This is a genomic window from Vibrio sp. ABG19, from assembly GCF_029962385.1.
Classification (GTDB): Bacteria; Pseudomonadota; Gammaproteobacteria; order Enterobacterales; family Vibrionaceae; genus Vibrio; species Vibrio ostreae.
Map to the genome: position 1 here is coordinate 2950916 of NZ_CP071708.1, position 26277 is coordinate 2977192.

28 protein-coding genes are annotated in these 26277 nt (G+C 50.1%); 13 read left to right on the forward strand and 15 right to left on the reverse strand.

The genetic code is table 11. The features are described from left to right. The first annotated feature begins 127 nt into the window (after window positions 1-127). The 6 genes from J0X00_RS19615 (at window position 128) to J0X00_RS19640 (ending at window position 5213) form a co-directional block, all read left to right on the forward strand. Window positions 128-943, forward strand: coding sequence for a substrate-binding domain-containing protein (locus tag J0X00_RS19615; protein ID WP_136486406.1), 816 nt, complete (start codon window positions 128-130; stop codon window positions 941-943). A 9-nt stretch (window positions 944-952) separates the two neighbouring features. Continuing rightward, window positions 953-1651: an ABC transporter permease gene (locus J0X00_RS19620; protein WP_282477537.1), complete on the forward strand. Its 699-nt coding sequence runs from the start codon at window positions 953-955 to the stop codon at window positions 1649-1651. Window positions 1652-1816: 165 nt separating this feature from the next. After that, on the forward strand, window positions 1817-2527 hold the full coding sequence (locus tag J0X00_RS19625) for an energy-coupling factor ABC transporter ATP-binding protein (protein ID WP_136486402.1): 711 nt from the start codon (window positions 1817-1819) through the stop codon (window positions 2525-2527). Further along, the gene (gene mobA / locus J0X00_RS19630; RefSeq protein ID WP_136486400.1) at window positions 2505-3092 is read left to right on the forward strand and encodes a molybdenum cofactor guanylyltransferase MobA; all 588 of its coding nucleotides are present in this window, start codon (window positions 2505-2507) and stop codon (window positions 3090-3092) included. Before J0X00_RS19625 ends, mobA begins: the two co-directional genes overlap by 23 nt. Continuing rightward, on the forward strand, window positions 3089-4900 hold the full coding sequence (locus tag J0X00_RS19635) for a bifunctional molybdopterin-guanine dinucleotide biosynthesis adaptor protein MobB/molybdopterin molybdotransferase MoeA (RefSeq protein ID WP_282477538.1): 1812 nt from the start codon (window positions 3089-3091) through the stop codon (window positions 4898-4900). Before mobA ends, J0X00_RS19635 begins: the two co-directional genes overlap by 4 nt. Before the next feature lie 40 nt (window positions 4901-4940). Next, window positions 4941-5213: a DUF2960 domain-containing protein gene (locus tag J0X00_RS19640; RefSeq protein WP_136486396.1), complete on the forward strand. Its 273-nt coding sequence runs from the start codon at window positions 4941-4943 to the stop codon at window positions 5211-5213. A 71-nt stretch (window positions 5214-5284) separates the two neighbouring features. Here J0X00_RS19640 and nagK read toward each other — a convergent pair whose 3' ends face one another. Then, entirely contained in the window at window positions 5285-6196 is a 912-nt protein-coding gene (gene nagK, locus J0X00_RS19645) for an N-acetylglucosamine kinase (protein WP_218563086.1), read from the reverse strand. A gap of 218 nt (window positions 6197-6414) precedes the next feature. Beyond that, complete coding sequence (locus J0X00_RS19650) at window positions 6415-7140, reverse strand: tRNA-uridine aminocarboxypropyltransferase (RefSeq protein WP_282478327.1); 726 nt, start codon at window positions 7138-7140, stop codon at window positions 6415-6417. 228 nt (window positions 7141-7368) lie between these two features. Between J0X00_RS19650 and J0X00_RS19655 the strand changes: the two genes are divergently transcribed. Continuing rightward, complete coding sequence (locus J0X00_RS19655) at window positions 7369-8160, forward strand: sterol desaturase family protein (RefSeq protein WP_136486391.1); 792 nt, start codon at window positions 7369-7371, stop codon at window positions 8158-8160. Between the two features lie 200 nt (window positions 8161-8360). Here J0X00_RS19655 and J0X00_RS19660 read toward each other — a convergent pair whose 3' ends face one another. After that, on the reverse strand, window positions 8361-10397 hold the full coding sequence (locus J0X00_RS19660) for a methyl-accepting chemotaxis protein (protein WP_282477539.1): 2037 nt from the start codon (window positions 10395-10397) through the stop codon (window positions 8361-8363). Between the two features lie 112 nt (window positions 10398-10509). Here J0X00_RS19660 and J0X00_RS19665 point away from each other — a divergent pair, with 112 nt between their 5' ends. Then, window positions 10510-11037: an NlpC/P60 family protein gene (locus tag J0X00_RS19665; RefSeq protein WP_282477540.1), complete on the forward strand. Its 528-nt coding sequence runs from the start codon at window positions 10510-10512 to the stop codon at window positions 11035-11037. A 33-nt stretch (window positions 11038-11070) separates the two neighbouring features. Here the strand turns inward: J0X00_RS19665 and J0X00_RS19670 are convergent, their stop codons facing one another. Next, complete coding sequence (locus J0X00_RS19670; protein WP_136486385.1) at window positions 11071-11412, reverse strand: DUF3802 family protein; 342 nt, start codon at window positions 11410-11412, stop codon at window positions 11071-11073. Between the two features lie 382 nt (window positions 11413-11794). Here J0X00_RS19670 and J0X00_RS19675 point away from each other — a divergent pair, with 382 nt between their 5' ends. Both J0X00_RS19675 and J0X00_RS19680 read left to right on the forward strand, forming a co-directional pair. Beyond that, entirely contained in the window at window positions 11795-12661 is an 867-nt protein-coding gene (locus J0X00_RS19675) for a fructosamine kinase family protein (RefSeq protein WP_282477541.1), read from the forward strand. A gap of 49 nt (window positions 12662-12710) precedes the next feature. Then, window positions 12711-12914, forward strand: coding sequence for a CPXCG motif-containing cysteine-rich protein (locus J0X00_RS19680; protein ID WP_282477542.1), 204 nt, complete (start codon window positions 12711-12713; stop codon window positions 12912-12914). A 125-nt stretch (window positions 12915-13039) separates the two neighbouring features. Here the strand turns inward: J0X00_RS19680 and J0X00_RS19685 are convergent, their stop codons facing one another. After that, the gene (locus J0X00_RS19685; RefSeq protein WP_282477543.1) at window positions 13040-13648 is read right to left on the reverse strand and encodes a riboflavin synthase subunit alpha; all 609 of its coding nucleotides are present in this window, start codon (window positions 13646-13648) and stop codon (window positions 13040-13042) included. Between the two features lie 128 nt (window positions 13649-13776). Here J0X00_RS19685 and J0X00_RS19690 point away from each other — a divergent pair, with 128 nt between their 5' ends. Both J0X00_RS19690 and J0X00_RS19695 read left to right on the forward strand, forming a co-directional pair. After that, a complete protein-coding gene (locus J0X00_RS19690) occupies window positions 13777-15147 on the forward strand; it encodes an MATE family efflux transporter (RefSeq protein ID WP_218563081.1) in 1371 nt (456 codons plus the stop codon). A gap of 155 nt (window positions 15148-15302) precedes the next feature. Continuing rightward, window positions 15303-16295, forward strand: a complete 993-nt coding sequence (locus J0X00_RS19695; RefSeq protein WP_282477544.1) for a DUF3080 domain-containing protein — start codon at window positions 15303-15305, stop codon at window positions 16293-16295. 83 nt (window positions 16296-16378) lie between these two features. On the opposite strand, the gene J0X00_RS19700 is transcribed toward J0X00_RS19695, so the two are convergent. From J0X00_RS19700 to J0X00_RS19740, 9 genes are all read right to left on the reverse strand, one after another. Further along, window positions 16379-17227, reverse strand: coding sequence for a DNA ligase (locus tag J0X00_RS19700; protein WP_282477545.1), 849 nt, complete (start codon window positions 17225-17227; stop codon window positions 16379-16381). 171 nt (window positions 17228-17398) lie between these two features. After that, window positions 17399-18229 carry a patatin family protein gene (locus tag J0X00_RS19705; RefSeq protein WP_136486369.1) on the reverse strand — a complete coding sequence of 277 codons (831 nt, stop codon included), beginning with the start codon at window positions 18227-18229 and terminating at the stop codon, window positions 17399-17401. Window positions 18230-18361: 132 nt separating this feature from the next. Next, entirely contained in the window at window positions 18362-19219 is an 858-nt protein-coding gene (locus J0X00_RS19710) for a siderophore ferric iron reductase (protein WP_282477546.1), read from the reverse strand. A gap of 169 nt (window positions 19220-19388) precedes the next feature. Continuing rightward, entirely contained in the window at window positions 19389-20564 is a 1176-nt protein-coding gene (locus J0X00_RS19715) for a tetratricopeptide repeat protein (protein WP_282478328.1), read from the reverse strand. Further along, window positions 20564-21184: an energy transducer TonB gene (locus tag J0X00_RS19720; RefSeq protein WP_218563078.1), complete on the reverse strand. Its 621-nt coding sequence runs from the start codon at window positions 21182-21184 to the stop codon at window positions 20564-20566. Before J0X00_RS19720 ends, J0X00_RS19715 begins: the two co-directional genes overlap by 1 nt. Next, window positions 21184-21588: a biopolymer transporter ExbD gene (locus J0X00_RS19725; RefSeq protein WP_136486363.1), complete on the reverse strand. Its 405-nt coding sequence runs from the start codon at window positions 21586-21588 to the stop codon at window positions 21184-21186. The genes J0X00_RS19720 and J0X00_RS19725 overlap by 1 nt, the downstream gene beginning before the upstream one ends. After that, entirely contained in the window at window positions 21585-22130 is a 546-nt protein-coding gene (locus tag J0X00_RS19730) for a MotA/TolQ/ExbB proton channel family protein (RefSeq protein ID WP_136486360.1), read from the reverse strand. Before J0X00_RS19730 ends, J0X00_RS19725 begins: the two co-directional genes overlap by 4 nt. A 9-nt stretch (window positions 22131-22139) precedes the next feature. Further along, window positions 22140-23510 (reverse strand): MotA/TolQ/ExbB proton channel family protein, encoded by a 1371-nt coding sequence (locus J0X00_RS19735; protein ID WP_218563077.1) that lies wholly within the window; start codon window positions 23508-23510, stop codon window positions 22140-22142. Then, on the reverse strand, window positions 23511-24278 hold the full coding sequence (locus J0X00_RS19740; RefSeq protein ID WP_282478329.1) for a DUF3450 domain-containing protein: 768 nt from the start codon (window positions 24276-24278) through the stop codon (window positions 23511-23513). A 188-nt stretch (window positions 24279-24466) separates the two neighbouring features. On the opposite strand from J0X00_RS19740, the gene J0X00_RS19745 reads away from it, so the two are divergent. Next, on the forward strand, window positions 24467-24985 hold the full coding sequence (locus J0X00_RS19745) for a lipocalin family protein (RefSeq protein WP_276605446.1): 519 nt from the start codon (window positions 24467-24469) through the stop codon (window positions 24983-24985). Window positions 24986-25103: 118 nt separating this feature from the next. Here the strand turns inward: J0X00_RS19745 and J0X00_RS19750 are convergent, their stop codons facing one another. After that, on the reverse strand, window positions 25104-26057 hold the full coding sequence (locus J0X00_RS19750) for an L-lactate dehydrogenase (protein WP_136486352.1): 954 nt from the start codon (window positions 26055-26057) through the stop codon (window positions 25104-25106). Window positions 26058-26277 lie beyond the last annotated feature (220 nt).

Genomic DNA, 26277 nt, shown 5'->3' on the forward strand with positions numbered 1-26277 from the left:
ACAACATAACGATTAATCCACTATCGCTCAGCAACGTAAGCGATATGCGCGCGCAAGCAAAGTAAGCGTCAGTACATACGTTCCTGGTCTGGCATTCGTTCAATTCTCAACCAATACGGAAATTATCATGAAAAAAGTGACTCTGAGTCTTGCTGCTACCTCACTTCTGCTCGTCAGCTATTCTGCCAGCAGTGCCGAAGACGCTTCACGTATCCGACTGGCCACGACCACCAGTACCTATCACTCCGGCCTGCTTGATTATTTATTGCCTCAGTTTGAAAAAGAGTCCGGTTATAAGGTGGATGTGATTGCTGCCGGTACCGGTAAAGCACTGAAAATGGGCGAAAACGGCGACGTGGATCTGGTGATGACCCACGCACCGAAAGCAGAAGCGAATTTTGTTGAACAAGGTTTCGGTATCGAACCTCACAAGCTGATGTACAACGACTTTGTCATCGTCGGCCCGGAAAACGACCCTGCACACGTGGCAGAGCAAAAAGACATTGGCGCGGTATTTAAGCAAATTGCCACTCAGGGCGTGACTTTCGTTTCTCGCGGTGACGATTCCGGTACGCACAAAAAAGAAATGGGTATCTGGGCGCAAACCAAGATTGAGCCTAACTTCGGTGGCTATCGTTCTGTTGGCCAGGGCATGGGCCCGACGCTGAACATGGCGTCAGAAATGCAGGCTTACACCATGACCGACCGCGGTACCTGGCTGGCTTACACCAATAAACTGGATCTGAAAATCCTGTTCCAGGGGGATAAAGCGCTGTTTAACCCGTATCAGGTCATTCTGGTCAACCCGGAGCGCTACTCAACCCTCAACGTCAAAGGCGCAAAAGCGTTTCACGACTGGCTGATCAATGCCGAAGGCCAGAAGATGATCAACGAGTTTAAACTCAATGGCCAACAACTGTTTGTTGCCAACGCCAACGAGTAAGCGCTATTCATGAGTCTTTGGCAAACTACCCTGGATGCGCTGACATTACTGGTCAACTTTGACTCTGAACTGTGGGAGATCGTTGCGGTCTCCTTCAGTGTCTCACTGGCCGCATTGTGCCTGGTTATCGCCCCAGCGGTGCTGCTGGCATTTATGCTGGCTTATACCAGCTTTCGTGGTAAGTGGGCTCTGCTGTCACTGATTAATACCCTGCAGGCGGTACCGACTGTGGTTATCGGCCTGCTGCTGTATATGCTGTTGTCGCGCTCAGGTCCGATGGGTGACTGGCAAATGCTGTTCACTCAAAAGGCGATGATCTTCGGCCAAATGCTGATTTGTTTACCCATACTTGTTTCCATGATGCATGGCGCTTTGCAATCCAGTGATCGCCGCTCAGTGGAAACCGCTATGACACTCGGTGCATCAATACCGCGTATTACCGCTACAATGATATGGGAAACGCGTTTTCCTTTATGTGCGGCCACCATTACCGCTTTTTCCCGTATCGTGACTGAAGTTGGCTGCTCGATGATGGTCGGCGGCAATATCATGGGTCTGACCCGCAATATTCCGACGGCAATCGCAATGGAAAGTCATAAAGGCGCTTTTGCTCAAGGCGTAGCACTCGGTATGGTGCTACTCTGTTTGGCATTGGCGTTAAACTTTTTGCTCTCAAGTATGCGTGGTAAAGGATATTTACGTACCTGATCGTTACCAAACGATCACCGTTAATAAGGTATGACTGACAACGAAAATACCGACCATGGCACCGCTTGTGTTTTTGTACCTCAACGGGTTTATTCAACCGTTGGGGCTCGTACAAAGTGCTGATTTGGTTTGTCAAAAAGTTAAGCTGCTGCATAAGGACGTTGAATGTCGATTAAATTAACCGCGACGCAGTTATCAATGCGCTTTAAAGATCGCGTTCTATTTCATATTGCCGATCTGTCGATCGGGCCGAATGACGCTATCTATCTCAAGGGCGATAACGGTGTCGGTAAAACGACCTTACTCAAGATTTTGTCCGGATTGCTGTCACCCAGTATGGGCTCCGTTTCGCAGTCCCGGACCTGGTGGCGCCGTCTGTGGCACGGCCGGGCTCATCGCGACGTTATTTATCTTCATCAAAGCCCCTATCTGTTCGATGATACTGTCTATCAAAATGTAGTGTACGGGATTCGTTATTGTGCTTTGTCTGCCAAAGACAAACGTGCTGAAGTGATCACCGCACTGCGTATGGTCGGTCTGGAAACCTTAGCCGATGAGCATGTCTCGGTATTGTCCGGCGGTGAGAAGCAGCGCGTTGCCATGGCCAGAGCCTGGATTCTGAAGCCCTCTATTTTGCTGATGGATGAGCCGAGTGCGTCATTAGACCAGGAATCCATCAAGAGATTAGTTATAATGGCCAAAGACTTACTGGACAGGGGCTCCAGTCTGGTGATTACCAGTCACCAGAGCAACGCTTTGACCGCATTATGTAAAAAGCAGTGGTGGATAAAAGATCGCACCTTAATTGAGTCGCCATTACTGCATATTGTTAAAGAAGAACAAGAGAATCCCTATGTTACTTCCCTCTCAAACTAGTTGGGTTATTTTAGCCGGTGGCCAGGCGAGCCGGATGGGCGGAAACGACAAAGGTCTGATTACACTCAACAACAAGCCGCTCATCCAGCATGTGCTGGAACGGTTAACCCCACAAGCCGAACATATCCTGATCAACGCGAACCGTAATCAGGATTGGTATCAGCAATTTGCTCCCGTGGTGAGCGATGAATTTGCTGACTTTCCCGGTCCGCTGGGCGGCATTCATGCCGGACTCAAAGCGGCATCAACCGATTGGGTCGGATTTGTCCCTTGTGACAGCCCTATGATTGCGACCGATTTAGTGCAGCGTTTTTGTGACACCGTCACTCCGGAATGTGACATTCTGGTCGCCAGCGACGGGCAACACACTCAGCCGGTCTTTACCCTGTTCCATAAACGGGTGCTGCCTAAACTGAGCGCGTTTCTTGAACGTGGCGACCGTAAAATTGTATTACTTTACAATGAATGCCACACTCGTGAAGTCGATTTCCGCGACTGTCCAGATTGCTTTTTTAACCTGAATACGCCACAAGAGCTGGCTCAGTTCGGAGCATTACAGCCATGACTATTCCTGTTCGTCAGACGAATGATCGTCAGACTTCAGCCCTTAAACTGCCGCTGCTCGGATTTGCCGCCTACTCAGGAACCGGTAAAACAACCTTATTGGAGGCTCTGCTGCCTAAACTGACTGCAGCCGGGCTTCGGGTGGGCGTACTAAAACATGCCCACCACCATTTTGATGTCGATAAGCCGGGCAAAGACAGCTATCGTCTGCGTAAAGCCGGCGCTTCCCAGATGTTGATTGCGTCCCGTAACCGCCATGCACTAATGACCGAAACCCCGGATGCGGAAGCCGAATTTGATTACCTGCTGACCCGCTTTGATCATCAGCAACTGGATCTGATTCTGGTTGAAGGCTGTAAAAACATCGCCTTCCCCAAAATTGAACTGCATCGCGCAGCAGTCGGTAAACCCTGGCTCTATCCGAATGACAACAACATCATCGCAGTTGCCGCTGACGAAAAGATTGAATCCGAATTACCTCAGCTCAACATTAATGATCTGCAGGCCATCAGTCAGTTTGTGCTCGACTATGCGCACGAGTTTCACGCAGCATCAAAGCCCGCTTCGCCGCAACCGGCCAGCTGCGATACCTTGTCTCCCGCGTTTTTGTCGGTCACAGAAGGCGTGGAAAAAATTCTGTCTGCAGTCCATCCGATCAGCGACACAGAAATGCTCGCCGTTGAAGCCAGTTATGGCCGCGTACTGAGCGATGCCATTGAATCCCCTATTAACGTTCCGGCGTATCGCAACTCTGCGATGGACGGTTACGCGATTCGTAGTGAAGACGTTGGCCTTGAGCAGTTTGAAGTTATGTGCGAAGTGCTGGCCGGACACGGCTATCCGCAGCCGTTACAAGCTGGGCAAGCCGTAAAAATTATGACCGGAGCACCTGTTCCGGCGGGTGCCGATACCGTTATCATGCGCGAGCAGGCAAAGCAGGATGGTCAATTTGTCGCCTTTGCCGACGCCGTGATTAAAGCGGGACAAAATGTCCGTCAGGCAGGAGAAGATCTTGCCCAAGGCCAGTCAGTATTTCTGCCGGGGCAACGTATCCAGTCAGCTGAAATGGGGATGATCGCATCGCTGGGCATGACGACGGTACCCGTCTATCGCCGCCTCAAGGTGGCACTGTTTTCGACCGGTGATGAAGTTCAGGCACCAGGAACAGAGACCAACGGCCACTCTATTTATGATTCAAACCGCTATACGCTGATGGGCCTTTTGCAGCAATTGAATTGTGAAGTGATCGACTTTGGCATCATCGAAGACGATGAAATCCTGATGATGGACACGCTGGTGCAGGCTGCCCAGTCGGCCGACATCATCATGACGTCCGGCGGCGTATCCGTCGGTGACGCCGATTTCATTAAGTCTGCGCTGGAAAAGCTGGGCCGGATTGATTTCTGGCGTATTAATATGCGCCCTGGCCGTCCGCTAGCGTTTGGTGAAGTCGACAACACCCCGTTTTTCGGGTTGCCGGGAAATCCGGTCGCAGTGATGGTGTCATTCATTAATTTTGTCGAGCCTGCTGTGCGTAAAATGCAGGGTGAACATGACTGGCAACCACTTAAAGTTCAGGCGCTGGCCAGTGAAGATTTGCGTTCTCGCCAAGGGCGAACAGAATTCAGTCGCGGGATCTATCATGTCAATCATCAGGGGCAACTGGTGGTGCAAACCACGGGTAAACAAGGTTCTGGTATTCTGCGCTCGATGAGTGAAGCCAACTGTCTGATTGAGATCGGCCCGGCTATTGATACAGTAAAAGTCGGTGAAAGCGTGACAATCATCCCACTACAAGGCAGAATCTAGGCCGCTAAACAGCCTTAAAGCAGTTGGAGAGAGAATTAGCATGGCTCGTACCATTATTTATACGTACAAAAATCAGGATAAAACGCTGTCGTTTTCTTATGAAAAGCACCGCAATATTCACGAAGCGGTTGCCGAAGCAGAAGGCATCGACCTGACATCCTATCTGAAAATGGAACAACAGATTGAGGCCATTTCAGATAGTAAAGCGGTACGCAATTATCGTGATAATCACTTCAAAAAGCTGGGTTTTGGCATCATTACACTGCAACCAAAGGAAAACTTTGGTGTGGGTAAAAAGCCAAAAGCAGAATGATAAAAAGGGCTTACCAAACGGTAGGCCCTTTTTGTGTTCAGTGTTTGGGTACTGATAATATTGAAAAGCAATCACTTAATATTTAAAAACGCCGCGCCGCGCACGCCACCTGAATCGCCGTGTTTGGCCTGAATAATTTTAGGGCACTTAGCAACAGACAACAGGTGTTTGGGAATACGTTTCGGCAGTTCCTGATATATCAGTTCAAAGTTAGACAAACCACCGCCCAGCACAACCACATCCGGATCGTTGGCGGTGAAAATGTTAGCAAAACAAATCGCCAGCATTTCCATAAAACGCTCAACATGTTCCGCGGCTTTCGCTTCGCCCTGCTGATACGCATTAATAATCTCGATCGCCGCTTTCTTCTCGCCAAAATAGTGCTGGTAGAGCAATTCAAAGCCACGGCCGGACAGATAGTTATCCAGACAACCTTTCTTGCCGCAACCACAACTCAGCAGAGGGGCTTTATCGGCACCTAAGTGGAACCAGGCATCGATCGGCATGCGCATATGGCCGACTTCACCGGCAACGTGATTACGCCCAGAAAAAATCTTACCCTCGAACACAAAGCCACCGCCAAAACCAGTACCCAGGATCAAGCCCATCACTGCCGGCTCATCTTTCAATTCTTCATCCCAGGCTTCAGACAATGCAAAACAGTTAGCATCGTTTTCAATCTTAACCTGGCGGCCGATTTTCGCTTCCAGATCGGCGCGCAGCGGCTTGCCATTGGCTGAAGGAATATTCACCGTCAGTACAGTCGCATCATCCGCGTCTTCCATGCCTGGCAGACCAAGGCCAATCGTCCCTTGCACACCAAATTGCTGGTCATACTTCGCCACCAGATCTGCTATCGTGTCCACCAGTAACGCGTAATCGTCTGTTGGGGTAGCAACGCGTTCGGTCGCCATGCGCTCAAGCTTATTATTGAAGGCACCAAACTCAATTTTGGTCCCACCGACATCGAAGCCGTAGTACATGTGATTCTCTCCTAATAAATCCCGAGTCGGGGAAAGCCATTCCTGGCAACAATAACCAATACGGGCGCAATACACCCACACAGGTAAAATCAAACCGCGTTATTATCCACAACCCGATTCCCCCATTCCGTGACAAAACACCGGTTTATTTGGCGATACAGACTGTTTGCGTAAGATGCAACCAGTCTTGATCAGCATCATCGGGCATCAAAACGTCATCAGCGCGCCTGCTGGGTAAGATACGCCTGCAATGCCTGCTTGTTTTCACTGCTTTTCATGCGCGATTTGGCGAGCAGATAGCTTTCCCGAAACGCATCAAACCACAGTCGCAAAGTATCGGCGGCAGCATGTTCGCCAAATTTTTCCAGGACCAGACTGGCCACTTCTGCGGTCGCCAGATGTTGCTCGTTATCAGACTTGCGCATCACGTAACGCGATACCGTTTCCGGCTCGATCGACACCAACGGCAGACTCGCCAGATAAGGTGATTTACGGAAAATACGTTTTGCTTCTCGCCAACTGCCATCAATCAGAATCAGTAATGGCTTTCGGCCATTGATCGTGGCCGTCACATCGTCCAGAACTCTTGGTTTGTCAGCTTCATCTTGCGCGGGGAACACCAGTACCGGGTAATAGTCTGGGTCAGTTAACAGCGCTAACATTTTTTCATCCGGCTCAGTGCGGTGCCATTGATAAACATAGGTTTCCTTGATGGTATCGGCAATCAGACGCCCGGTATTGCTTGGTTTGAAGACTTCGTTTTCCGATACGATCAACATCACAGCCACACCGGTCTCCACATCCGGCTGATGAGGACACAGGCAATGCGCTTCAGCGACATGACAAAACGGACAGCGCCTGATGCGTGATCCGCGCGCAATAAATGGTTTAGTTGATCGTTCTAAGCGATACTGATACAAATGGTGAAAGGCGTGTATTCTCATAACCCGGGTTGATGATAAAAATGGACAGCGGATTTTACTGTCCTGGCGTGGCACATGCCAGCCCTGATTGGCCTGGTATGCGTAAAACAGCGCGACAAACAACGCCAGCCAGTCATAAAGCACGCACAACTAAGATGAGCAGTAACGGCAAGCGGACACGCAGAAAAGGTCACCGGCGGGTAGCTGCCAGCAGATAGTCAAAAGGAACCTGAGGGTTCGGAGGCTTTGATGTTACAACATACGGATATGATTCGGTTGCTGATTTTCATTCTGGTGCTCCTTGCTTGCGCGCTGTGGGAATCGAATCAACCACGTAAAACCCTGTCATGCAGCAAATGGCTGCGTTGGCTCAACAATTTAGGCTTAGTCGGCCTCAACAGCCTCATTCTGGCGTTGGTGATGCCGGTCGCCACGTTATCGGCGGCAATGTGGTCTGAACACACCCGTTTCGGGGTGCTGCACTGGTTCGATGTTCCGGCTTATCTCGTTGTGCCTGTCGCCATCATCGCGCTCGATGTGATCATCTACACCCAACATGTTCTGTTTCACCGCATTCCCTGGTTGTGGCGTATGCACCGGATGCATCATGCCGACCAGGATATCGACGTGACAACCGGCGCACGTTTTCATCCGCTTGAGATCATTGTGTCTATGTGGGTGAAAGTCGGTGCGATTACCCTGCTCGGTGCTCCTGCGCTGGCCGTCGTCATATTTGAAGTGTTGCTCAATGCCAGTGCGATGTTTAATCACAGTAACGCCCGGTTACCGCTCAGCGTAGACCGCTGGCTAAGAAATGTGATTGTCACGCCAGACATGCACCGGGTACACCATTCGGTGATTGAACGGGAAATGCATTCGAACTTCGGCTTTTTTCTCTCGGTGTGGGATCGCGTGTTTGGTACTTACATTGCCCAGCCTCAGCAGGGGCATGAACAGATGAAAATCGGACTTAAGCAGTTTCAACGCGCTAGGGAGCAGTGGCTGGATAAAATGCTGACTCAGCCTTTCCGTGATCGTTAACACTAAACAGCGGTGAATAAGCCGCGCTGAAGCTTAAGCGAGTAATCTCTCACCTTCGCTTCATCTGATTTATTCTAGTTGCGGATCACATCAATCAGTAAATCAGCCAATGATTAAAGCAGCAAGGCGCAGTGAAAACCGCGCCATGCTGGGTTGAACCTGCTCGCTAAATCGCAACAGACTGAAGAGCCGGAAAGTGTTTAGGAGGTCAGAGTATATTTATGCAGCATGGTTTGCTGGTGACCGGCAATGTCCGCAACCTGCTGGGAACTCTCCAACATCGCCTCCAGTTGCTGTTTCGTGTGCGTGCCCTGGTCGGAAATCTGGCTGATTGACTGGCTGACATCTGCGGTCGCTCTCTCCTGCTCTTCCGTGGCCACAGAAATCTGCTCAACCCGTGCGCGGATGTGTGACACTGCCTGGGCAATGTCAGTAAATGTCGTCTTCACCGCCTCACTGGAACTCAGTGCATCGACCATTTCGACTCGTGAATCCTCCACCGACTGGCGCGAGCGACTTGCCGCCTGAACTAACTCGGTCATCATGGCGCGGATATTGGCCGTTTGAGTACTGGTATCACTGGCCAGTTTACGCACTTCATCGGCCACCACCGCAAACCCTCGTCCCTGCTCTCCGGCCCGCGCCGCCTCAATCGCCGCGTTGAGAGCCAGTAAATTGGTACTGTCAGCAATGCCGCTGATCACATCAACCATTTCGCGGATTTTACTCACGTGGGTATTGAGTTCATGCATCGCCGTTTCATTGATATTCAGGGTAGACTCGAGTGACTGCAGACGCGTCCGGTTTTGGTCCACGACCGCTACGCCGTGCGAAGCGTGCTCTGCCGCCGAAACCGCATCGGTATAGGAGTCATTGGTCACCGACGCAATTTCGCGAATCGATGCTTCAAGCTGGTTAATCGTAGTGACCATATTAATCAGTGACTGGTTCTGTGCAGCCAGACTTTTGTCCGATTCACTGGCCGCATCATGGCTCAGTTCTGCAGTTTGATATAAGGTCTCACAGTTACGAGTCACTGTTGCCAGTGAATCACGGGTACTGTCAATCACCTGGTTGAGCTGAGCGGCGATATGATGGAATTCCTGAGGTCCGCTTAAACCAGCCTGATGAGAAAAGTCGTGCGCGGTCATCGCAGTCAGCTGAGCACTGATGTTATTCATCCCCAGATTGACCCAACGGCGTAAACCAAACCAGGCGAGCACAATCATCATTACCAGGATCGCGCCACCGATTATCTGTGTCCAGCGTACATTTTGCATCGTCGCCTGCACTTCCTGTTTCTGATCAGCAATAAGGATGCGCGCATCACTCGACATCGAATTGAGCTGAGAAATGATTTTCTGAGCCACTACCGCAGCTTGACTGAAGTCCTGGTTTTGCTGTTGGGAGGTGTGCAGTTTTTGCAGGATTTGGTCAAGAATGCCACCTTTTTTAAACCCGTCTTGCACCATAGCGTAAGGAGCGGTCAGGCTGGCAAATTCCGTCACGTCGGGATGCCACTCTTTAAAATCATCAAAGGCCAGTTCTAAGCCGGCAATACGATTTTTCAGCTCTTTATACTGGCTATTCGCCTGAGTCAGGTCATCTTGCATCATCAGCATCAGGAAAGTGCTTTCCATCGAACTGGCGGACGCAGTAAAACGGTTCGCGGCATCCATAGAACTGGGGTTGTCCACCGCCAGAAACGAGGCAATCCGACTCATTTCCGGACCCATAGAACTCATGCCATAACGAAAACCGGTTGCTTGCTCGGCTATCGTCTTTTGTTGTTGCAGCTGCTGATCCTGCGCTTGCAGTATCGCGCCGGATAACTGTTTGAGCTGCTTAATATTTTGTACCAATGCCTGCTGCTTCTGCTTGTCGACCAGATCATTAAACTGGGTCGAAAAACCGTCCATTTCCAGCAGAATTTTTTGCGCCTGCTGCGCTAAATCAGCAATTTGTTGCTGAGTCTTGCCCAGCTCTTCGGTACTGGCTGCACGCGTGCCATATCCGAGAAACTTTACCTGTTCGAGGATATTTTGTGTCAAAGCCGCGTTATTCATAGCCAGAGGTAATGCTTGCTGGGAAAGGTGGTTGAACTGATCGCCAACCCGGCCTATACCTTTGATACTAGTGACAGAGAGAATAATGACAAGTAAGGTAATCGTCATGAAGATGGCGGTCAGGGTCTGGATAAGTGACAGCACTTTGCCCTGTTGAGTCGGCTGAGTCATAAAAATTGAGAATCCCATTCCACAATTGAAGGTCCGCCGCCATGGTAAAAAGCAAATGTGTCAGAAATATTTCACACAGATTTCAGTTGAGTGACAAATGAAAGACGTCAAGATGCTAAGTTATTCAAAATCAAGAATTCTCATTATTGCCACAGTATTTATTCTGCTCAATGGCTGCTCCAGCACGCCAACAGCAAGTGGACAAAGCTTACCAGCACTCAGTCATCAGGCTGAGCCGGAACAAATCGCTACAGAACAAAAAGAAGCAGCGCTGTTTGAGGTGTTTAACCAGTGGCGCGGTGTGCCTTATCAACTGGGCGGGAAAAGCAAGGACGGTATCGACTGCTCTGCTTTTGTACAGATAGCATTTCGCGATGCGTGGCAGCAACACCTGCCGCGCACCACTTATTCACAGAGCCGGCTTGGCGCAAAAATCGGTTACGCACAAGCACAATATGGCGATTTGGTATTTTTCAAGACGGCACCGCAAACCCGTCATGTCGGAGTCTATATCGGCAATAAGCGCTTTATGCACGCGTCTACTTCACAAGGCGTGATGATCTCCAGGCTGGACAATCCCTACTGGGCCTCAACATTCTGGCAATTTCGCCGGGTTGAGGCGGCCCCTCAGATTAATTGATTATACCGAGGTTAATTGATTATCTCCGGCCTTTTAATCATATTTACTGACCGCGGAGTCAAACAGGTTTTTGACCAGGGCAATGTATTCATCAAGGAACTCGATTTGTTCGTTGGTAGCAGGTTTGGCCCACACGCCAGCCAGAACTTCACCAAGATCCTCAACCACTGAGTCGGCCTCTTTCAGTAATTTAAAACGTACGCTAGAGTGAAGTTCAGGGTTCTGCTCAAAAATTGCCATGATGTTGCTGGCAACCATATCCGTAATGACATCTTCAACACTCTCTTTGCCTATATCGCCATCACGTGTAAATACATCCATGTTCATGGCCAGATGTTCAATAAGGGCTAAATAACCATCGGTTTCTACAACCACTTTTCTTCTCCGCTTTAACGCTTGACCAAGTCTGATAATACCTGACTAATACTAAGCTATGTGCTCGTGTTTGCACAGTTCTGCCACCCGGATTATTGATAACGAGCGTATCACCTGCTCAGAAAGCAGGCACAACTCTCGCTCTGTGTTGACAGTTTATCCTGAAGTAACAGCAGACTAAGGCGACATTATGCCACCCTATACCATCACAATGACGATAACTAGTGCTGTTAGTAACCTGCTTTCTTGATAACAGTCACATTTATATGCACTGAGAGGAATTTCGTAGTAAGTGAATGAAATTCTGCGCATTCACACTCTGAAATATTACTAAAAGTCGCCTAAACTGGTTACAACAGGGTAACCGTATAGGAAAGAGATTATGTGGCAAGCGATCGCTCAGCAACTCTCAGACACTTTGATGTTCCAGTACGACATAACAGAAAAAACGCGCCTGGATGGTGGCGACATTAACGAGTGCTACATGATCTCTGACGGCAGAGAGCGTTACTTTGTTAAACTCAATCAACGGGATTACCTGCCTCAGTACGAATTAGAGGCCGAAAACCTGCGTATACTGCGAGAGAGTAACACGGTTTTTGTCCCCGAGCTGGTGATGGTCGGCGCCAGCAAAACCCACGCATTCATTATTCTCAATTATCTCGCGACCAAACCGCTCGATGACGCCGCACACAGTTATCAGTTCGGCCAGCAACTGGCACGACTGCATCAATGGGGCGACCAAAAAGAGTATGGTTTCGATGTTGATAACTTTATCGGCAATATTGTCCAGCCCAATCAATGGACAAAAAAATGGAACCACTTTTTTGCCGAACAACGCATCGGCTGGCAGTTGCAACTGCTCAGAGAGAAAGGCATTGAACTGGTCAACATTGAGGAGTTCGTCGATCTGGTCACACAACGCTTAGCCAGTCATCATCCCCGCCCCTCATTGCTGCATGGCGATTTGTGGAATGGTAATGTGGCTAACTCTGCGTTCGGCCCGGTCTGTTTCGATCCTTCCTGCTATTGGGGCGACCGTGAATGTGATCTTGCCATGACTGAGCTGTTTGGCGGATTCCACAATGATTTCTATCGTGGTTATTACAGTGTAATGCCACAGGAAGCGGGTTATGAGCAGCGCCGGGATATCTATAACCTCTATCACCTGCTTAATCACACCAACCATTTTGGCGGTCAGTTTTTAGAACAGGCCGATCAGCAAATTAAACGCATACTGTCGTTTTAGGCGACCAGGGATTGTCCCGGAGCGCTTTTACCTGTGCGAGGTACAAACCATGAAAGAGTTCACTGAAAAAACCATTATTTGTCCCCATTGCGGGCACTCGATACGTATCGAGCTTGATGCGTCGAATGGCAGTCAGGAGTTCTATGATGATTGCCCGGCCTGCTGCAACACCATGCACCTCAATATGATGGTGGATGAATTGCAGGATACCATTGAGCTGCGTGTCGATGCCGACGACGAGCAGATTTTCTGATTTACCCACATGTGGCAGCAGAATCCGGCAGACATCAGGCCACAGGTGCAAGCAAGCTGACCAGACAGAGGCTGAACAAAATTTCGGCCTCAGGATGTACTAACTTGGTAAAAGGCAACGTTGTATCAGGTGCGGGACGCCAGAACACGCTCAACAGTATCAACGATGGCCTGGGTCTGCGGATCAAACTCGATATTGATCTTGTCCCCGACCTGACGCGCGCCGAACAGGGTGCGCTGCATGGTTTCAGGAATAAGATGGACGTTGAAGCGGTTATCTTTCACTTCACCAATCGTCAGTGAACATCCGTCCAGCCCAATGTACCCTTTCGCTAACACATACTTCATATGCTGCTGTGGTAGCTCAAACCAGATGGTTTTGTTGTTTGGTGAGTCAATGATGTCAACAATGGTGCCAACTTCACTGATGTGACCAGACATATGATGGCCACCGATTTCATCGCCAAATTTAGCTGCGCGTTCAATATTCACCTCGGCACCGACTTCAAGATCGCCGAGGTTGGTCAACCGCAGTGTCTCCTGCATCAGGTCAAATGACACCTGTTCGCCATCAATTTTAGTTACCGTCAGACAACACCCGTTATGGGCGACAGATGCGCCTATCGTCAGGCCCTGTCCTAATGCAGCAGGCAGCTGCAAAACGTGGGTCTGAAATTTTTCTTTTTTCTCGATGGTCACAACTTTTGCTGTGCCTTGCACAATACCTGTAAACATTTTGTGATTCCGACAGTTTTTCGTGGTGCTTAGTGTGACATTTCTTTATCATTCCCTCCAGCATCAAAACGTCTTTTGTTGCATCGAAAAACCACCGATCGCGTGATCACCTGACTGCGGAGAAATTTGTGCATTTACATAAACAAGAAGCCTCAACTCTGATCAAACTGGCTACACCGGTGCTGATCGCTTCGGTCGCACAAACCGGTATGGGCTTTGTCGATACCGTGATGGCCGGTGGCGTGAGCGCGATTGATATGGCGGCCGTGTCGATTGCTGCCAGTATCTGGCTGCCTTCGATCCTGTTCGGAGTCGGCTTGTTAATGGCACTGGTTCCCGTCGTTGCCCAGTTGAATGGTTCCGGTAAACAAAGCCAGATTCCGTTTCAAATCCATCAGGGTTGTGTGATGGCGCTGCTGGTCTCAGTCCCTATCGTGCTGGTGCTGCTGCAAACCGAAACCATACTGGGGCTGATGGATGTCGAAGCCCTGATGCAGGAAAAAACCATCGGTTATATGCATGCCGTGGTGTTTGCTGTGCCCGCTTTTCTGCTGTTTCAGGCCCTGCGCAGCTATACCGACGGCATGTCACTGACTAAACCCGCCATGGTCATCGGCTTTCTCGGCCTGTTGTTTAATATTCCGCTCAACTGGATATTCGTGTACGGTAAATTTGGCATGCCTGCGATGGGCGGTATCGGCTGTGGTGTCGCAACCATGATTGTCTACTGGCTGATGTTTTTCATGCTGCTGTTTTACGTCGTCACGTCACAGCGTCTGGCGCACATCAAGCTGTTCGAAACCTTTCACAAACCGGACTGGAAAGCGCAACTGCGCTTGCTGCGACTCGGTTTTCCGGTGGCGGCCGCACTGTTTTTTGAAGTCACCCTGTTTGCAGTGGTTGCACTTTTGGTTGCGCCATTGGGTTCGTTGGTGGTCGCCGCTCACCAGGTTGCACTTAACTTTTCATCGCTGATCTTTATGCTGCCAATGAGCATTGGTGCGGCAGTATCCATTCGGGTTGGGCATACTCTGGGTGAAGAAGATTCACAAGGCGCCGCGATTGCCTCTAACGTTGGTTTGATGGTCGGCGTCGGCACGGCAGTAATTACAGCCGCTCTGACCGTGATATTTCGTGAACACGTGGCGTTGCTTTACACCGATAACCCGGAGGTAGTCAGCCTGGCGATGACCCTGTTGCTATTTGCGGCATTTTACCAGATGGTGGATGCAGTGCAGGTCATTGCCGCCGGCGCCCTGCGTGGTTACAAGGACATGGCGGCGATCTTCAACCGTACCTTTATTGCCTACTGGATTTTGGGCCTGCCTGCGGGCTACATTCTGGCCATGACGGATTGGATAGTCGAACCGCTGGGTGCAAAAGGCTTCTGGATTGGCTTTATTGTCGGCCTGAGTTCTGCGGCTGTGATGCTGGGGCAGCGTCTCTACTGGATGCAAAAACAGGACGATGAACTGCATATGCAGTTCGCATCCCGATAAGCGTAAAGATCATCGCTGTTTTGCACCAGGTAACGGCGATAAACGTACAAAGGTCAGCAACATGCTGACCTTTTTTGTATTCTGTTCATCTGACGATTATCTGTGGTAGCCTGACACCAGCTTACTGACACAGAGTGAATTTAAACGGAGTCGCTGTGCGCATACTGATTGTCATTCTTGGTGCGGTGATGCTGTCGGCTTGTGGCCAGGCGCCGGCACTGAACGATTTCAATGAATATCTGACCCGGATTGCCAATGTGCAAGATACCGATGCTCTGCCTGCGCCTGACGAGCAGTTACAACGTCTGCCAGAAAAACGTGACGTGACTCTGCCTGTCGAATCCCTCACCATAGGCCTGCTCGACAGCTATGAACTGCGAAAATGCGATCTGTTCAACCTGATTGCTGAACGCAATTCCGTGCTGGGTAAAGTGCAAGACGGTTTTCATCGTTTCGATTACGAGGTGCAACTGCTGCAGGGGCTGACACGCTGCCAAGCGAACCCGGGCATATCGGCCAAACTGCACAAGCAACTCAGTGAAATCGAAACCATTAAACGGCATGATTTGCCGCTGCATTGGTACAATTTACTCTACAACAGTAACGCAATGCGGTCGCAATTATCCAGTCACCGCTGGCTGGACAGCGGCTGGGATGTCAGTCAGATTACCCGGGCATTGCAGGCAATGACGCAAATACAGCAAGCCGTGACCAGCCAACAGTTAGCCATTAACCTGCCCAGACTGACGCCGTTTCAGGAAGTGCTCGACAAACAACCCCTGCTCGGCGATCTCAAGTATTCACTCGATAACGCAACACTGTGGCTGATCACCATCCATCACCAATTGGCAGACAACGATCAGCAAATTATCTGCGGGCCAAACCGAAACCAGACCAAACTGACCTATCTGCGTAATGTGTTCCAGTCCTATTATGTGGAGAAGATTCAGCCCTACCTCGCCCGGCTGGACGCCCTTTACCTGCAGCTCGCGCCGTCTTTGAGTATGTTTGAGCAGCAAGAGTCTTCTCACTATCATTTTGCCATTGAAAAGAGTCATCAGGCATTTCGTGACGCCACGCGCCAGCATATGCAGTACTGGCAGCAGTTGTTTCAGCGCTGCTCAGTGCAAGTGGGCAGCAGCGTCTAATAAGCCGGCGCCAGAAATGTAAGCCGGCGCGAGTAAAGTAAGAAGCACAGAATCAGCCCAAGGTGCTCGAGCACTCTTACCCTTTAATCGGTTCGACGCACACGCATAAAACGGGCAAAACGCGGTTTGCCCTGCGAGGTCAGTCCGTTAAACCGATAGGTGACCACACTGCCAATTTCCGGCGGACTGTGGCGCTGCTCATCACTAAACCCGCTGCCGATAGCAAATTCAGTTCCATCTGAGTTTCTCACCAGTACGGCCCCCATCAAGCCCTGATATTTGCCCTTACCGGGACGATAGCCAATAACTTGTGCTTCCGCATCCTGATGCTGCTTGAGTTTAATTAAATCATCGCTGCGCCCGGGCCGGTACAACGCGCTGATTTTTCGTAACATAATACCTTCACCGTTGGCATCGGACAGGCGTTCTAGCTGTTGCATCAGCGCCTCACGGGACTTGATTGCCTGATGTTCCACATAATCAATATGAGTGGCATCGATATGCTCAACCAGTTTAATCAGGCTTTGGTAACGTTGCCGGTAATCCCCGTTTGCACGTGGCAAATCAAACAACATAAAGCGAATTTGCTCCCAGGCCTGTTCAGACGGCATTTGGTCCAGGACTGTCTGCTGCACCAGCGCGAAGTGGCCGCGGCCAGCCCATAATTCCCCCTCCAGCGCATGATCAGGCAGTACACGGGTGAACCACAAAGGAGCATGAATTGGATGACCAGTTCGTGTGAGCAGCTGAGTTCCATTCCAGACAGCACGAATCCCGTCCAGTTTTTCACTCGCCCAGTAATCAGCGAGATCTAACTCGTCATAGTAGCTGTTGGCTTCGATCACGGCCATAAAAGGCGGCGGTAAGGTTTGCGCTTCCAATGAGGCCGGAACTAACAAACTTAGTGCCAGCCAGGTTGTTTTTGAGGGCATGAGGTTCACTCTTTTTCGCGGGTTTACCTCATTATTCCAATCACCTGAACCTCAGGCCACCGAGCGGGCTGACCAATGCGGCGCACAGCATGAGCAAAACGTTTTGCTGCTGTCGTGCTGGTGTGCCGAGCTGCGAGTCAACGCACGTTTTACTGGCTTTGAATAGACGTTTTACTGACTTTGAATATGTTGCCGGCCTGCGCTGAGTCCCATTTCGTAGCCGCGATCGAGGAGCGGCTTTTTCATCGTCAGTCGCTTAACTGCGAATGTTTCAGGTGGTGCAATAACCTGAATACGCGCGTCTTTGGGCGGATTATGAATAAACTCCAGCGCACCATTATATTTTTCAGCACGATGAATGATGGAATGGGCAACCTCAGGATAGCGGGCAAACAAACGTTTCATCATCCACTCACTTTTCGGTTTACGCATCTGATAACTGAGCGGGTGTGACAGAATTACTGTGATGTCGCGCGCACCTCGCCGATAGGCTTCTTTGACCGGAATCGAATCAGCAACACCACCATCGGTATAACAACTACCTGAAAAACAAGGGGTTCTACGATACACCAAAGGCAGTGCAGAAGTGGCTTCAATCGCTGTCACAAAGTTATCGCGTGTCACCTGATAATAATCGGCTTGACCGGTGCTGATATTAGTCGCGGCGGCGAAAAAGGGAATTGACGAAAACAGCCGCTCTTCATCAATCGGATACCGACGATTGGCTTCGTCAATCAGCCAGCGCACATCAACCAGATTACCGCCCTGAAGAAAGCGGCGCGGATTGTAGAATGTTTTACTGGTCGCCAGTTGCGTGATGACCTGATAGCTGCGCAGTGGCTGATGAGATAAGTAGCCAACCAGATTCGAAGCTCCGGCCGAGACCCCCATCACAAAATCGTAGGGGCGATAATCACTGTCCATAAAGGAATCAAGCACGCCGCTGGCAAAAATACCGCGCATTGCTCCGCCTTCCACCACTAAAGCCTTTTGATCTGCCATGACTGATCCTTCTCTGTTTGTTGTTATCAGATCAAGGATAAGTGGTCACAGGCTTAACGCCAAATGGGTTTTAGTTATTAATCAGATAGGTGGCTTATATACAAACCGACGAACATGACTCAGAAGGTTTGATTAATCCACCAGAGTAATGTCGAGCGGTGTACAGTGTTTGTTGGTGTCCAGACGCGGACAATCGCCACACAACGCCCGCCCCTCGCATTTGTATACCAGACAACAACTGGTGCGAACCAGTTTGACCTTACCTGAGTCTTCATCCAGTTTGAGGCTGCTGAGGTGCTTATCCGGTAAACCAAACGCCTCCAGCCACAGTCGGGCTTGGGCGACGATATCCTGATTGGTGTAAGCCGGCCGGATTTGCTGCAGCCTGATCAGGCAATTAAGCAGTGAATCAGCCAAAAGATGCTGGGTGAAGCCGGGACGAATACGGACGCTTTCGTTGAGATCAAGCCTGTACTGTTCAAACAGGTGGTTGAGCTGCGTTGCCGCCTGGCGAATCAGATTTGCCCGACGCCCGCTTTGCCACGCATGCGGTTCAAAACTGAACCCAGCGACAAACAACGGTTGGCGGTACTGAGCGATACGGGTCATATTGGGTAGTTTTTTCGCGCTGTAGATGGCAATAAACGACAAAAATATCGGTTGCCAGCACAGCAGGCCCCAGGTTCGGGTCAGCCAGAACGCCTGACCCGCCGCCGGCGTTGCCTGACTGATTTCGTCAAAAATCGCTGCCATCACGGCACTGTTATCCTGTCCGGGTACTATCGCATCGCGCTGGGTATCCACAGCAGAAACCTGGCCATGCAGGTACGGGGTGAATTGCTGCGCATAGTGAAACAGAGATTCAAACGCTTGCAGGCTTACGTTTTCATCCAGGATGACATTTGCCTCAGAGAAGGCGCTTGCCTCAGGATTAACGTTTGCTTCAGGAAGCTGCTGAGAGTGAGATTGCTGTTCGGTTGCCGGGGTCACGTTATTGTCTTTTTGATTGTTGACTCTTTTATCGTAAGGATACGTATAATCATTCTCAGTTGCAAATGATTATCATAGCAGTGAGGGTATCCAATGACCGCTATTTCCGGGCCGGACAAGCAGGTAAAAAGAAGACCTCGCAGAGGAGGTCTTCTTCATCATTTGGGTTTTACGATGTGCGCTGGTCTTGAATCTTTCTTAATTGAGACAAGTATTTAATCCAGCCCTCCGCTTCTTTGGACGGGTCAATATTATTGGCCTTTTTGGCCTGAATCAACGCATCTTCAAGCTGGTTGAGCTTGTACAGAGCGCGGGTTCTTGCCAGTGCAACCTGCGACTGACGATCTTTCTCTTTGACTTTATCCAGTTCAACCAGAGCTTCACGGTACTGACCTTGCTGGTTGAGCAGCTGCGCCACATTCCAGTGATATTTCTGATTAAAACGCGCAGCCAGCGTCCAGGTTGAAATCGCCTGGTCCCACTCTTTAGCGCGTTGCCAGTAGAAAGCACGTTCAGTGATCAGCTGGATGTCGCTGTCCGCATCATCGAGCATTTCAAGGACTTGTGCCGCACGCTCAGGCACGCCGTTTTGAGCGTACAACTGGGCAAGCAGACGCAAATCCTGCTGACTCAAATCAATACCCTGCAGTTTCGCCAGCCCCAGACTGCTCAGCGCATCACGTTTCTGACCTGTACGCAGCTCAAGACTGACTAACTGTAGCCACCAGTTGCTTTTTTCCGGCTCGAGAGCCAGCAGGCGCTTAATGGTTGGAATCGCAGGTTTCCAGCGCTCCAGTTGCAGTTGCGCCCCTAACTTAACTGACAGTGGGGTCACTTCATCCGGGCGATGGAATTTCTCATATTGCGCGATAGCGTCCAGCGACTTCTGCCACTGCTCAGACTGATAATGAATCTGGCCGATACGCAGCCACAGTTCATACCCATTCTGATCTTTCGGTACCGCTTTGACCAGTTGATAGTAATGAGGAAGCGCCTTAGCATACTGGTGATCGACCAACAGCAGATCGGCCAGCATTTTACGGGTTGTCCAGGCTTGATCATCCGCCAGCTCACCGCTGCTCACCGCCTGTTGCAGTGATTTTAGCGCAGGCTGTAACTGCTCGTTTTGCCAGTAGAACACACCCAGCATGCGAGCCAGGTAGGCTTTATCATACGCGCGCGATACTTCCGCATCCTTAAGCGTACGGATTGCTTCACTAAGCTTGTCATTTTGTGCCAGCTGATTGGCCTTCATGGCTTTGTTGGCGGCATACTGGCTTAATTCTGCCGCAACGCTCCACGATGCCGAGCTCATCAGCAGTAAGCAGACGATTAATCGTTTCATCATTTGGCTAACTTAAACTCCAATTTTACCGTTTGGCCTGGCTGAGTCACTGCTTTCCCTCCATCAAGTTTGGGTTGGTATTTCCAGTTTCTCAATGCGCGTATGGCTTCCCGCTCAAACATACGTTTTGGATTCGCCTCCACCAGTTCGATATCGGTCGGGCGACCGGTTTCATCAATGGTAAAGCGCAATACCACATACCCTTCAGCACCGCGTTTCAAAGCACGCGAAGGATAATTTGGTTCAACACGATACAGCGGTACAGCTTGCTGATTGACGCCGAAATCACCAAATGTCGGCGCGTTGATATTAATACCGTTAATTGCGGTATCCAGTCCCAACGACGGCACACTGGTTGGTGATACTGAGTTGGTGGCAGCGGTCTGCTGCTGTGATACCGGCGCTTCCTGCGGCTTTTGTGGCGCTTTCGGTTGCTCAGGTACACTGCGTTGACGACGCTGCACATCCTGCTGCTGCTCAACCATCACCATATTAAAACTGAGTGGTTCGCCTTGCTTGGGTGCCCGCATACCATCGTTATTCACCATCCAGGCCATAAAGGCAAACAAGGCCACTGCAATTCCCGCAGCAAATGGCATAGCTAACAGTAACCGCATCATCAGCGTTGCTCCGCTGCCAATGCAATATTCTTCACGCCGGCCCCTTTCGCCGCATCCATCACTTTAACCACGGTACCGTTATAAGCATGTTCGTCCGCCTGAATAACCAGTGACGCATCCGGCTGCTCCAGCAGCAAATGCTCCAGAGCGGCTTCAACACGTTCCACATCAACCTGACGTTTGTCGATATAAATGTCGTTGGCAGAAGTGATCGCGACAAAAATGCCCGCGTCTTTTTGTGCCACCACATTGGATGCTGAAGGACGATTCACTTCCACACCGGATTCACGTACGAATGAGCTGGTGACAATAAAGAAGATCAGCATGATGAAAACAATATCCAACATGGATGTGAGGTCGATTTGTGCCTCTTCTTGTTTTGACTGACGTCGGCCAAGTCTCATTGCTGGCTCCTTAGCGATTTTTCTAACTTAATTTCAAACAGGCGACAGGTTTTGGCAAGACGCGCATGCACAAACATACCGGCCAGTGCGGCAACCATTCCTGCCATGGTCGGCAGAGTTGCCAGAGAGATACCTGAGGCCATTAATTTCGGATTACTGCTGCCTTGGGTCGCCATCACATCAAATACTGAAATCATACCGGTAACTGTACCCAGCAATCCCAACATCGGACAGATAGCAACCAGCACTTTGATCACATTCAGGTTCTGGGTCAGACTGATATGAGCCTGACCAATCCAGCCTTCACGAATGGCACGGGCGTGCCAGGAGTTATGGTCCTGACGCGCGTGCCATTTCTCGATCCAAACCTGACGCTGTTTCGGATAGGTGAAGACCAGGAAAATAACCCGCTCCACCACCAAAAGCCAACAAAGTGCCACTACTGCAGCCAGCCACCAAAGCACGGTTCCGCCCTGAGCCATAAACTCAGACAACGGCAGAAAGAGGTTGTGTATTGAAAATAACCCGTCTGCTTGGTTCATGATACTTCCCTACGCTGCGTTGCCGACCACTTGACCAGCCTTGTTCTGGCTGCATTCGCGTTCCGCTTCTTCCGCAACCAGGCCGATGCCCTGCTTCTCAAGAATATTACGGATGTTTTCTGCCTGAGTGCTCAGTACATTGTGTGCCAGCAGCAGCGGCATCGCTGAAATCAGACCCAGAACTGTGGTCACCAGTGCCATCGAGATACCGCCCGCCATAACTTTAGGATCGCCGTTACCGAACTGAGTGATCACCTGGAAAGTTTCAATCATACCGGTCACTGTACCTAACAGGCCCAGCATCGGCGCCAGTGCAGCCAGCAGTTTCAGCATCGATAAACCCTTTTCCAGGCCAGTCTGCTCATCGACAACCGCTTCCAGCAAGCGCAGTTCCAGCGCTTCAACACTGCGGTTCTGCTCTTTCTGGTAAACCGACAGAATACGACCCAGCGGGTTGTTACCCGGTTGAGAAGGCGTTTTCAGTTGCGCCTGAATTTTCTGACGAGCGATCGCCAGAGAAACACCCCGATACAGACCGATAATCAAACCAACCGCCAGCAGTACCAGAATGATTTGACCAATCACGCCACCGGCCGCCAGGCGATCACCCAGCGTTGGCGCATGCGCCAGTTGCTCAAGCAGAGTACCGCGCGACGGATCCAGCACCACAGATTCGGTGTTGCCGTCTTTTACTGCCTGCAATGAATCCTGAGTCGGAGCATTGTCCGGTTGTTTCTGGTAAGCGATCGCATCTTTGCGGCCGTTGTTCCAGTCAACATAACCTTGTTCTGTAACCAGGCCCAGTGAGCCAATACGGGTCGCTGAAACGGATTGAGTACGTCCTTCACCATCGATGAAGTTGATCGGGTTGGTGCTGATCTCGCCGCTCGCCTTGATCTGCTCATCCATGGCTTGCCACAGACCAACCAGTTGCTTCATCGAAGGCAGTGATTTGGCCGCGACGATAGCATCAATCACACCTGCATATTGCTGACGGTCTACACCGGTGACTGACGTTTCAAGTTCCGATTGGATCTCTTTGGCGTTCTGACGAACCACACCAAAGATCTCACCTAAACTACCGGTTTCCAGACGCAGCTTTTCTTCCAGACGCGCCAGACTGTTTTCATTTTTGCTGAACTGGTCGGACAGTTTGTCCGCTTCAGCCTGCAGCGCGTCACGTTTTTTAACTAACGCGGCTTTTTCAGCTCGCAGCTCTTGTTCGGTTTTACGAAACTCGGCTTCGCGCTGCACATTATGCGCTTGCTGAGTGCGGTTTTCGGCCTGAGCTTGCTGGGTCAGTTCGCCCGCCGCATAAGTGGAAGTCGCGGTTAACGCCAGGCTAAGCCCCATCACTGAGACAAGTTTTTTTAACATCATTTATTTCGTCTCCGCTTGAGTCAGTGAAATCGGTAGATTCAGCAAGGTGGGTGCGATTTGTTGATCAGCCAGATCAAACGCAGTATCTACGTCCATCTTCACGCCATCATCCAGCTCCTGCCAGCTGTGTTGCTCTTGGTTCCAAGACCAGTATTTAGTCGCGTTAAGATTACGCGCAATCAACGCCACGCGGCCCAGATAAAGAATGTCCGCTTCAACGCTGTCATCCTGAGCGAGTTCAATCTTGTCCTGATAAGTCCCCAGTTTCGAACCGTAATCCATTTCAATCTGGTACGCTTCAAGAATGCGACGATATTTTTCTGCATCGCTGACATCTGCACGCGGCATCAGCGCTTTAAGCTTCTCGATGCGATCTTCGCGTGCTGACAGACGAATCGGCTTATCCTCACTCAGATTGTTTTCCAAACCATCAATCATTTTATACATCAGAGGCACGATACCCTGGCGCGTCTCGTTGATATCAACGATCTGCTCTTGCAGGCTGGTAATCTCACCTTCCTGACTGGTCACCAGTGAGGACAAGTGGTCACGATAAACGACCAGGTTTTTCACCTCTTCGTTTAACTGTTCGATTTCTGATTGCAGTTGCAGCGCAGCAGCAGAGCTTTTATCGACTTGACGTTGACTGGCAGCAGACGCTGAGTTGGTTTTGTTCTGAATGGCTTTCGCGTCGTCCAGAGAATTGGCATAAGCTGGAAGCATGGTCGCCGCTGAAAGCAGTACTAAGCTAGGTTTTAAAAGGTTCATCATCGTAATCATTTACCGCGAGAGAATGCCCACATCTTAGTGATAACCACTCTCATTTTCAACTGGCTTTTTTCCAATTGAATACGTTTTCTTTCGGACATCAATCTTACGCCACGGACTGATCGCTGTTAGAATTTTCACCGTACACGTTTTGTTGCATAACTAAAAAGGACAAGATAATGAAATTATTGAAGTTTGCCTGCGTATTATTGGCGAGTGTTTTACTCGGAGCCTGTACCGGTATGCCGGACAAGGTCACGCCGGTCAAAGGGTTTGATCTATCCCGTTATCTGGGCACCTGGTATGAAATCGCCCGTCTGGACCATAGTTTTGAACGTGGCTTATCGAATATCAGTGCGACCTATTCTCTTAACGACGACGGAACTGTGAAAGTCATTAACCGCGGCTGGAACCAAGAAGAGCAAGCCTGGCAACAGGCGGAAGGCAAAGCGAAATTCGTCCAGTCCGATGATGTCGGTTATCTTAAAGTCTCGTTTTTCGGACCTTTTTATGGCAGTTACATCGTGTTTGATTTGAAAGATGACTATTCACTGGCATTAGTCAGCGGTCCGGATACCGATTACTTATGGTTATTGTCACGCACCCCGACGATTGGCGATGATGAATTGCAACGCGCGATCGGCGTGGCCAAGAGCGCCGGATTTGATACCTCGAAGCTTATCTTTCCCAGTCAGGAAGGAAAATAACCGCATTTGACTGAGCCGCTTATATCGGAATGTACAGGCTATATCGTCCTGTACAGGTAATAAAACGGACGGGATTGCCCGTCCGTTCTCATGTTGTATCAAACTTATAAACCTAGGGCTAATAACTCAGCCCGGTGTTTTTAGCGACTTTAATCATGCACTCACGCAGGTTATTGGCAATCGTATTAAGCGTCTGCATCTCATCATCAGTAAACGGATGAATCAGGATTTTTTCTACTCCATTTCGGCCGACCACCGCAGGTAAACTCAAGACCACATCATTCAAACCGTATTCTCCGCGCAGCAAAGTACCGACCGGCAACACCGAATGCTCGTTGATGGTAATGGCCTGAATAATCCGGAACACACTGGCGGCAATGCCGTGCGTAGTATTATTTTTACGTTTAAATATTTCATAGCCGGCGCGTTTTACTGACTCAAGCAGTTCATCGGCATCGATGCGCTCAAGGCGATTGGCATCGCAGTAATAGTCCGCGTTCTGCCCCGCAATGCTGATCAGGCTTTTGGGGGTAAAACAGTGACTGCCGTGCTCCCCCAGCACATAACCAAATACATTTTTAGGATCAAGATTAACCCGCTGTGCCACTATGGTCATCAGGCGGGCGGTATCGACAACACAACCGGCAGAAATGACCTGCTGCGGACTGTAACCGGTATTGGCGACAATACTATGCGTGACAATGTCACACGGGTTGGTCACTATGATAAGTATCGCTCGTGGAGCGACGCGCTCTATTTTCTTGGCGATATCCACGCCAATCTTGCTGTTGACTTCCGCCAGGTCCATGCGTGACTGATCCTGCTGAATCTGAGCGCCGGCAGTAATCACCACAATATCTGCGCCCACCAGTTCCAGATAATCATCAGTCGGAATAATACGGGTATTTTTCGAAAACGTCAGCGCTGCTGTGTGGCGAAAGTCGAACACTTCCCCCTCGGCACGTGACACATCACGGTCAAGCAGCACCAGTTCGCTGACACTGCCAAGCGTCAGCAGATAGTTACAAATTCCCACGCCGACGGCGCCGGCTCCAATCACACCTATTTTCATTTTGCTGTCCTTGATACAACGAACACGTGACTCATTTTAATTTTGTGAAGTACTTTAGTTGCGTTAATCACTTTGCTTGCGTTAAACACGTTGCTTGCGTTAATCACTTTAGTTGCGTTAAGTACGTTCATCTCGCTAACCGCTTTAATAACGTTAACTGCAAACTCCATACCAATAATATGTCGCAAAATAAGCATTATATGGCCAATTTATCTACGCT

What these genes read in the sequence shown, in the direction of transcription:
- nagK (WP_218563086.1), bottom strand. Translation starts at nt 6,196, where the DNA reads ATGTACTACGGCTTCGATGTCGGTGGGACCAAAATTGAGTTTGGTGCC.
- J0X00_RS19650 (WP_282478327.1), bottom strand. Translation starts at nt 7,140, where the DNA reads ATGAGAATACACGCCTTTCACCATTTGTATCAGTATCGCTTAGAACGA.
- J0X00_RS19680 (WP_282477542.1), top strand. Translation starts at nt 12,711, where the DNA reads ATGAAAGAGTTCACTGAAAAAACCATTATTTGTCCCCATTGCGGGCAC.
- mobA (WP_136486400.1), top strand. Translation starts at nt 2,505, where the DNA reads ATGTTACTTCCCTCTCAAACTAGTTGGGTTATTTTAGCCGGTGGCCAG.
- J0X00_RS19730 (WP_136486360.1), bottom strand. Translation starts at nt 22,130, where the DNA reads ATGAACCAAGCAGACGGGTTATTTTCAATACACAACCTCTTTCTGCCG.
- J0X00_RS19665 (WP_282477540.1), top strand. Translation starts at nt 10,510, where the DNA reads ATGCTAAGTTATTCAAAATCAAGAATTCTCATTATTGCCACAGTATTT.
- J0X00_RS19700 (WP_282477545.1), bottom strand. Translation starts at nt 17,227, where the DNA reads ATGCCCTCAAAAACAACCTGGCTGGCACTAAGTTTGTTAGTTCCGGCC.
- J0X00_RS19635 (WP_282477538.1), top strand. Translation starts at nt 3,089, where the DNA reads ATGACTATTCCTGTTCGTCAGACGAATGATCGTCAGACTTCAGCCCTT.
- J0X00_RS19675 (WP_282477541.1), top strand. Translation starts at nt 11,795, where the DNA reads ATGTGGCAAGCGATCGCTCAGCAACTCTCAGACACTTTGATGTTCCAG.
- J0X00_RS19625 (WP_136486402.1), top strand. Translation starts at nt 1,817, where the DNA reads ATGTCGATTAAATTAACCGCGACGCAGTTATCAATGCGCTTTAAAGAT.
- J0X00_RS19720 (WP_218563078.1), bottom strand. Translation starts at nt 21,184, where the DNA reads ATGATGCGGTTACTGTTAGCTATGCCATTTGCTGCGGGAATTGCAGTG.
- J0X00_RS19615 (WP_136486406.1), top strand. Translation starts at nt 128, where the DNA reads ATGAAAAAAGTGACTCTGAGTCTTGCTGCTACCTCACTTCTGCTCGTC.
- J0X00_RS19655 (WP_136486391.1), top strand. Translation starts at nt 7,369, where the DNA reads ATGTTACAACATACGGATATGATTCGGTTGCTGATTTTCATTCTGGTG.
- J0X00_RS19750 (WP_136486352.1), bottom strand. Translation starts at nt 26,057, where the DNA reads ATGAAAATAGGTGTGATTGGAGCCGGCGCCGTCGGCGTGGGAATTTGT.
- J0X00_RS19735 (WP_218563077.1), bottom strand. Translation starts at nt 23,510, where the DNA reads ATGATGTTAAAAAAACTTGTCTCAGTGATGGGGCTTAGCCTGGCGTTA.
- J0X00_RS19705 (WP_136486369.1), bottom strand. Translation starts at nt 18,229, where the DNA reads ATGGCAGATCAAAAGGCTTTAGTGGTGGAAGGCGGAGCAATGCGCGGT.
- J0X00_RS19640 (WP_136486396.1), top strand. Translation starts at nt 4,941, where the DNA reads ATGGCTCGTACCATTATTTATACGTACAAAAATCAGGATAAAACGCTG.
- J0X00_RS19715 (WP_282478328.1), bottom strand. Translation starts at nt 20,564, where the DNA reads ATGAAACGATTAATCGTCTGCTTACTGCTGATGAGCTCGGCATCGTGG.
- J0X00_RS19740 (WP_282478329.1), bottom strand. Translation starts at nt 24,278, where the DNA reads ATGAACCTTTTAAAACCTAGCTTAGTACTGCTTTCAGCGGCGACCATG.
- J0X00_RS19620 (WP_282477537.1), top strand. Translation starts at nt 953, where the DNA reads ATGAGTCTTTGGCAAACTACCCTGGATGCGCTGACATTACTGGTCAAC.
- J0X00_RS19725 (WP_136486363.1), bottom strand. Translation starts at nt 21,588, where the DNA reads ATGAGACTTGGCCGACGTCAGTCAAAACAAGAAGAGGCACAAATCGAC.
- J0X00_RS19660 (WP_282477539.1), bottom strand. Translation starts at nt 10,397, where the DNA reads ATGACTCAGCCGACTCAACAGGGCAAAGTGCTGTCACTTATCCAGACC.
- J0X00_RS19685 (WP_282477543.1), bottom strand. Translation starts at nt 13,648, where the DNA reads ATGTTTACAGGTATTGTGCAAGGCACAGCAAAAGTTGTGACCATCGAG.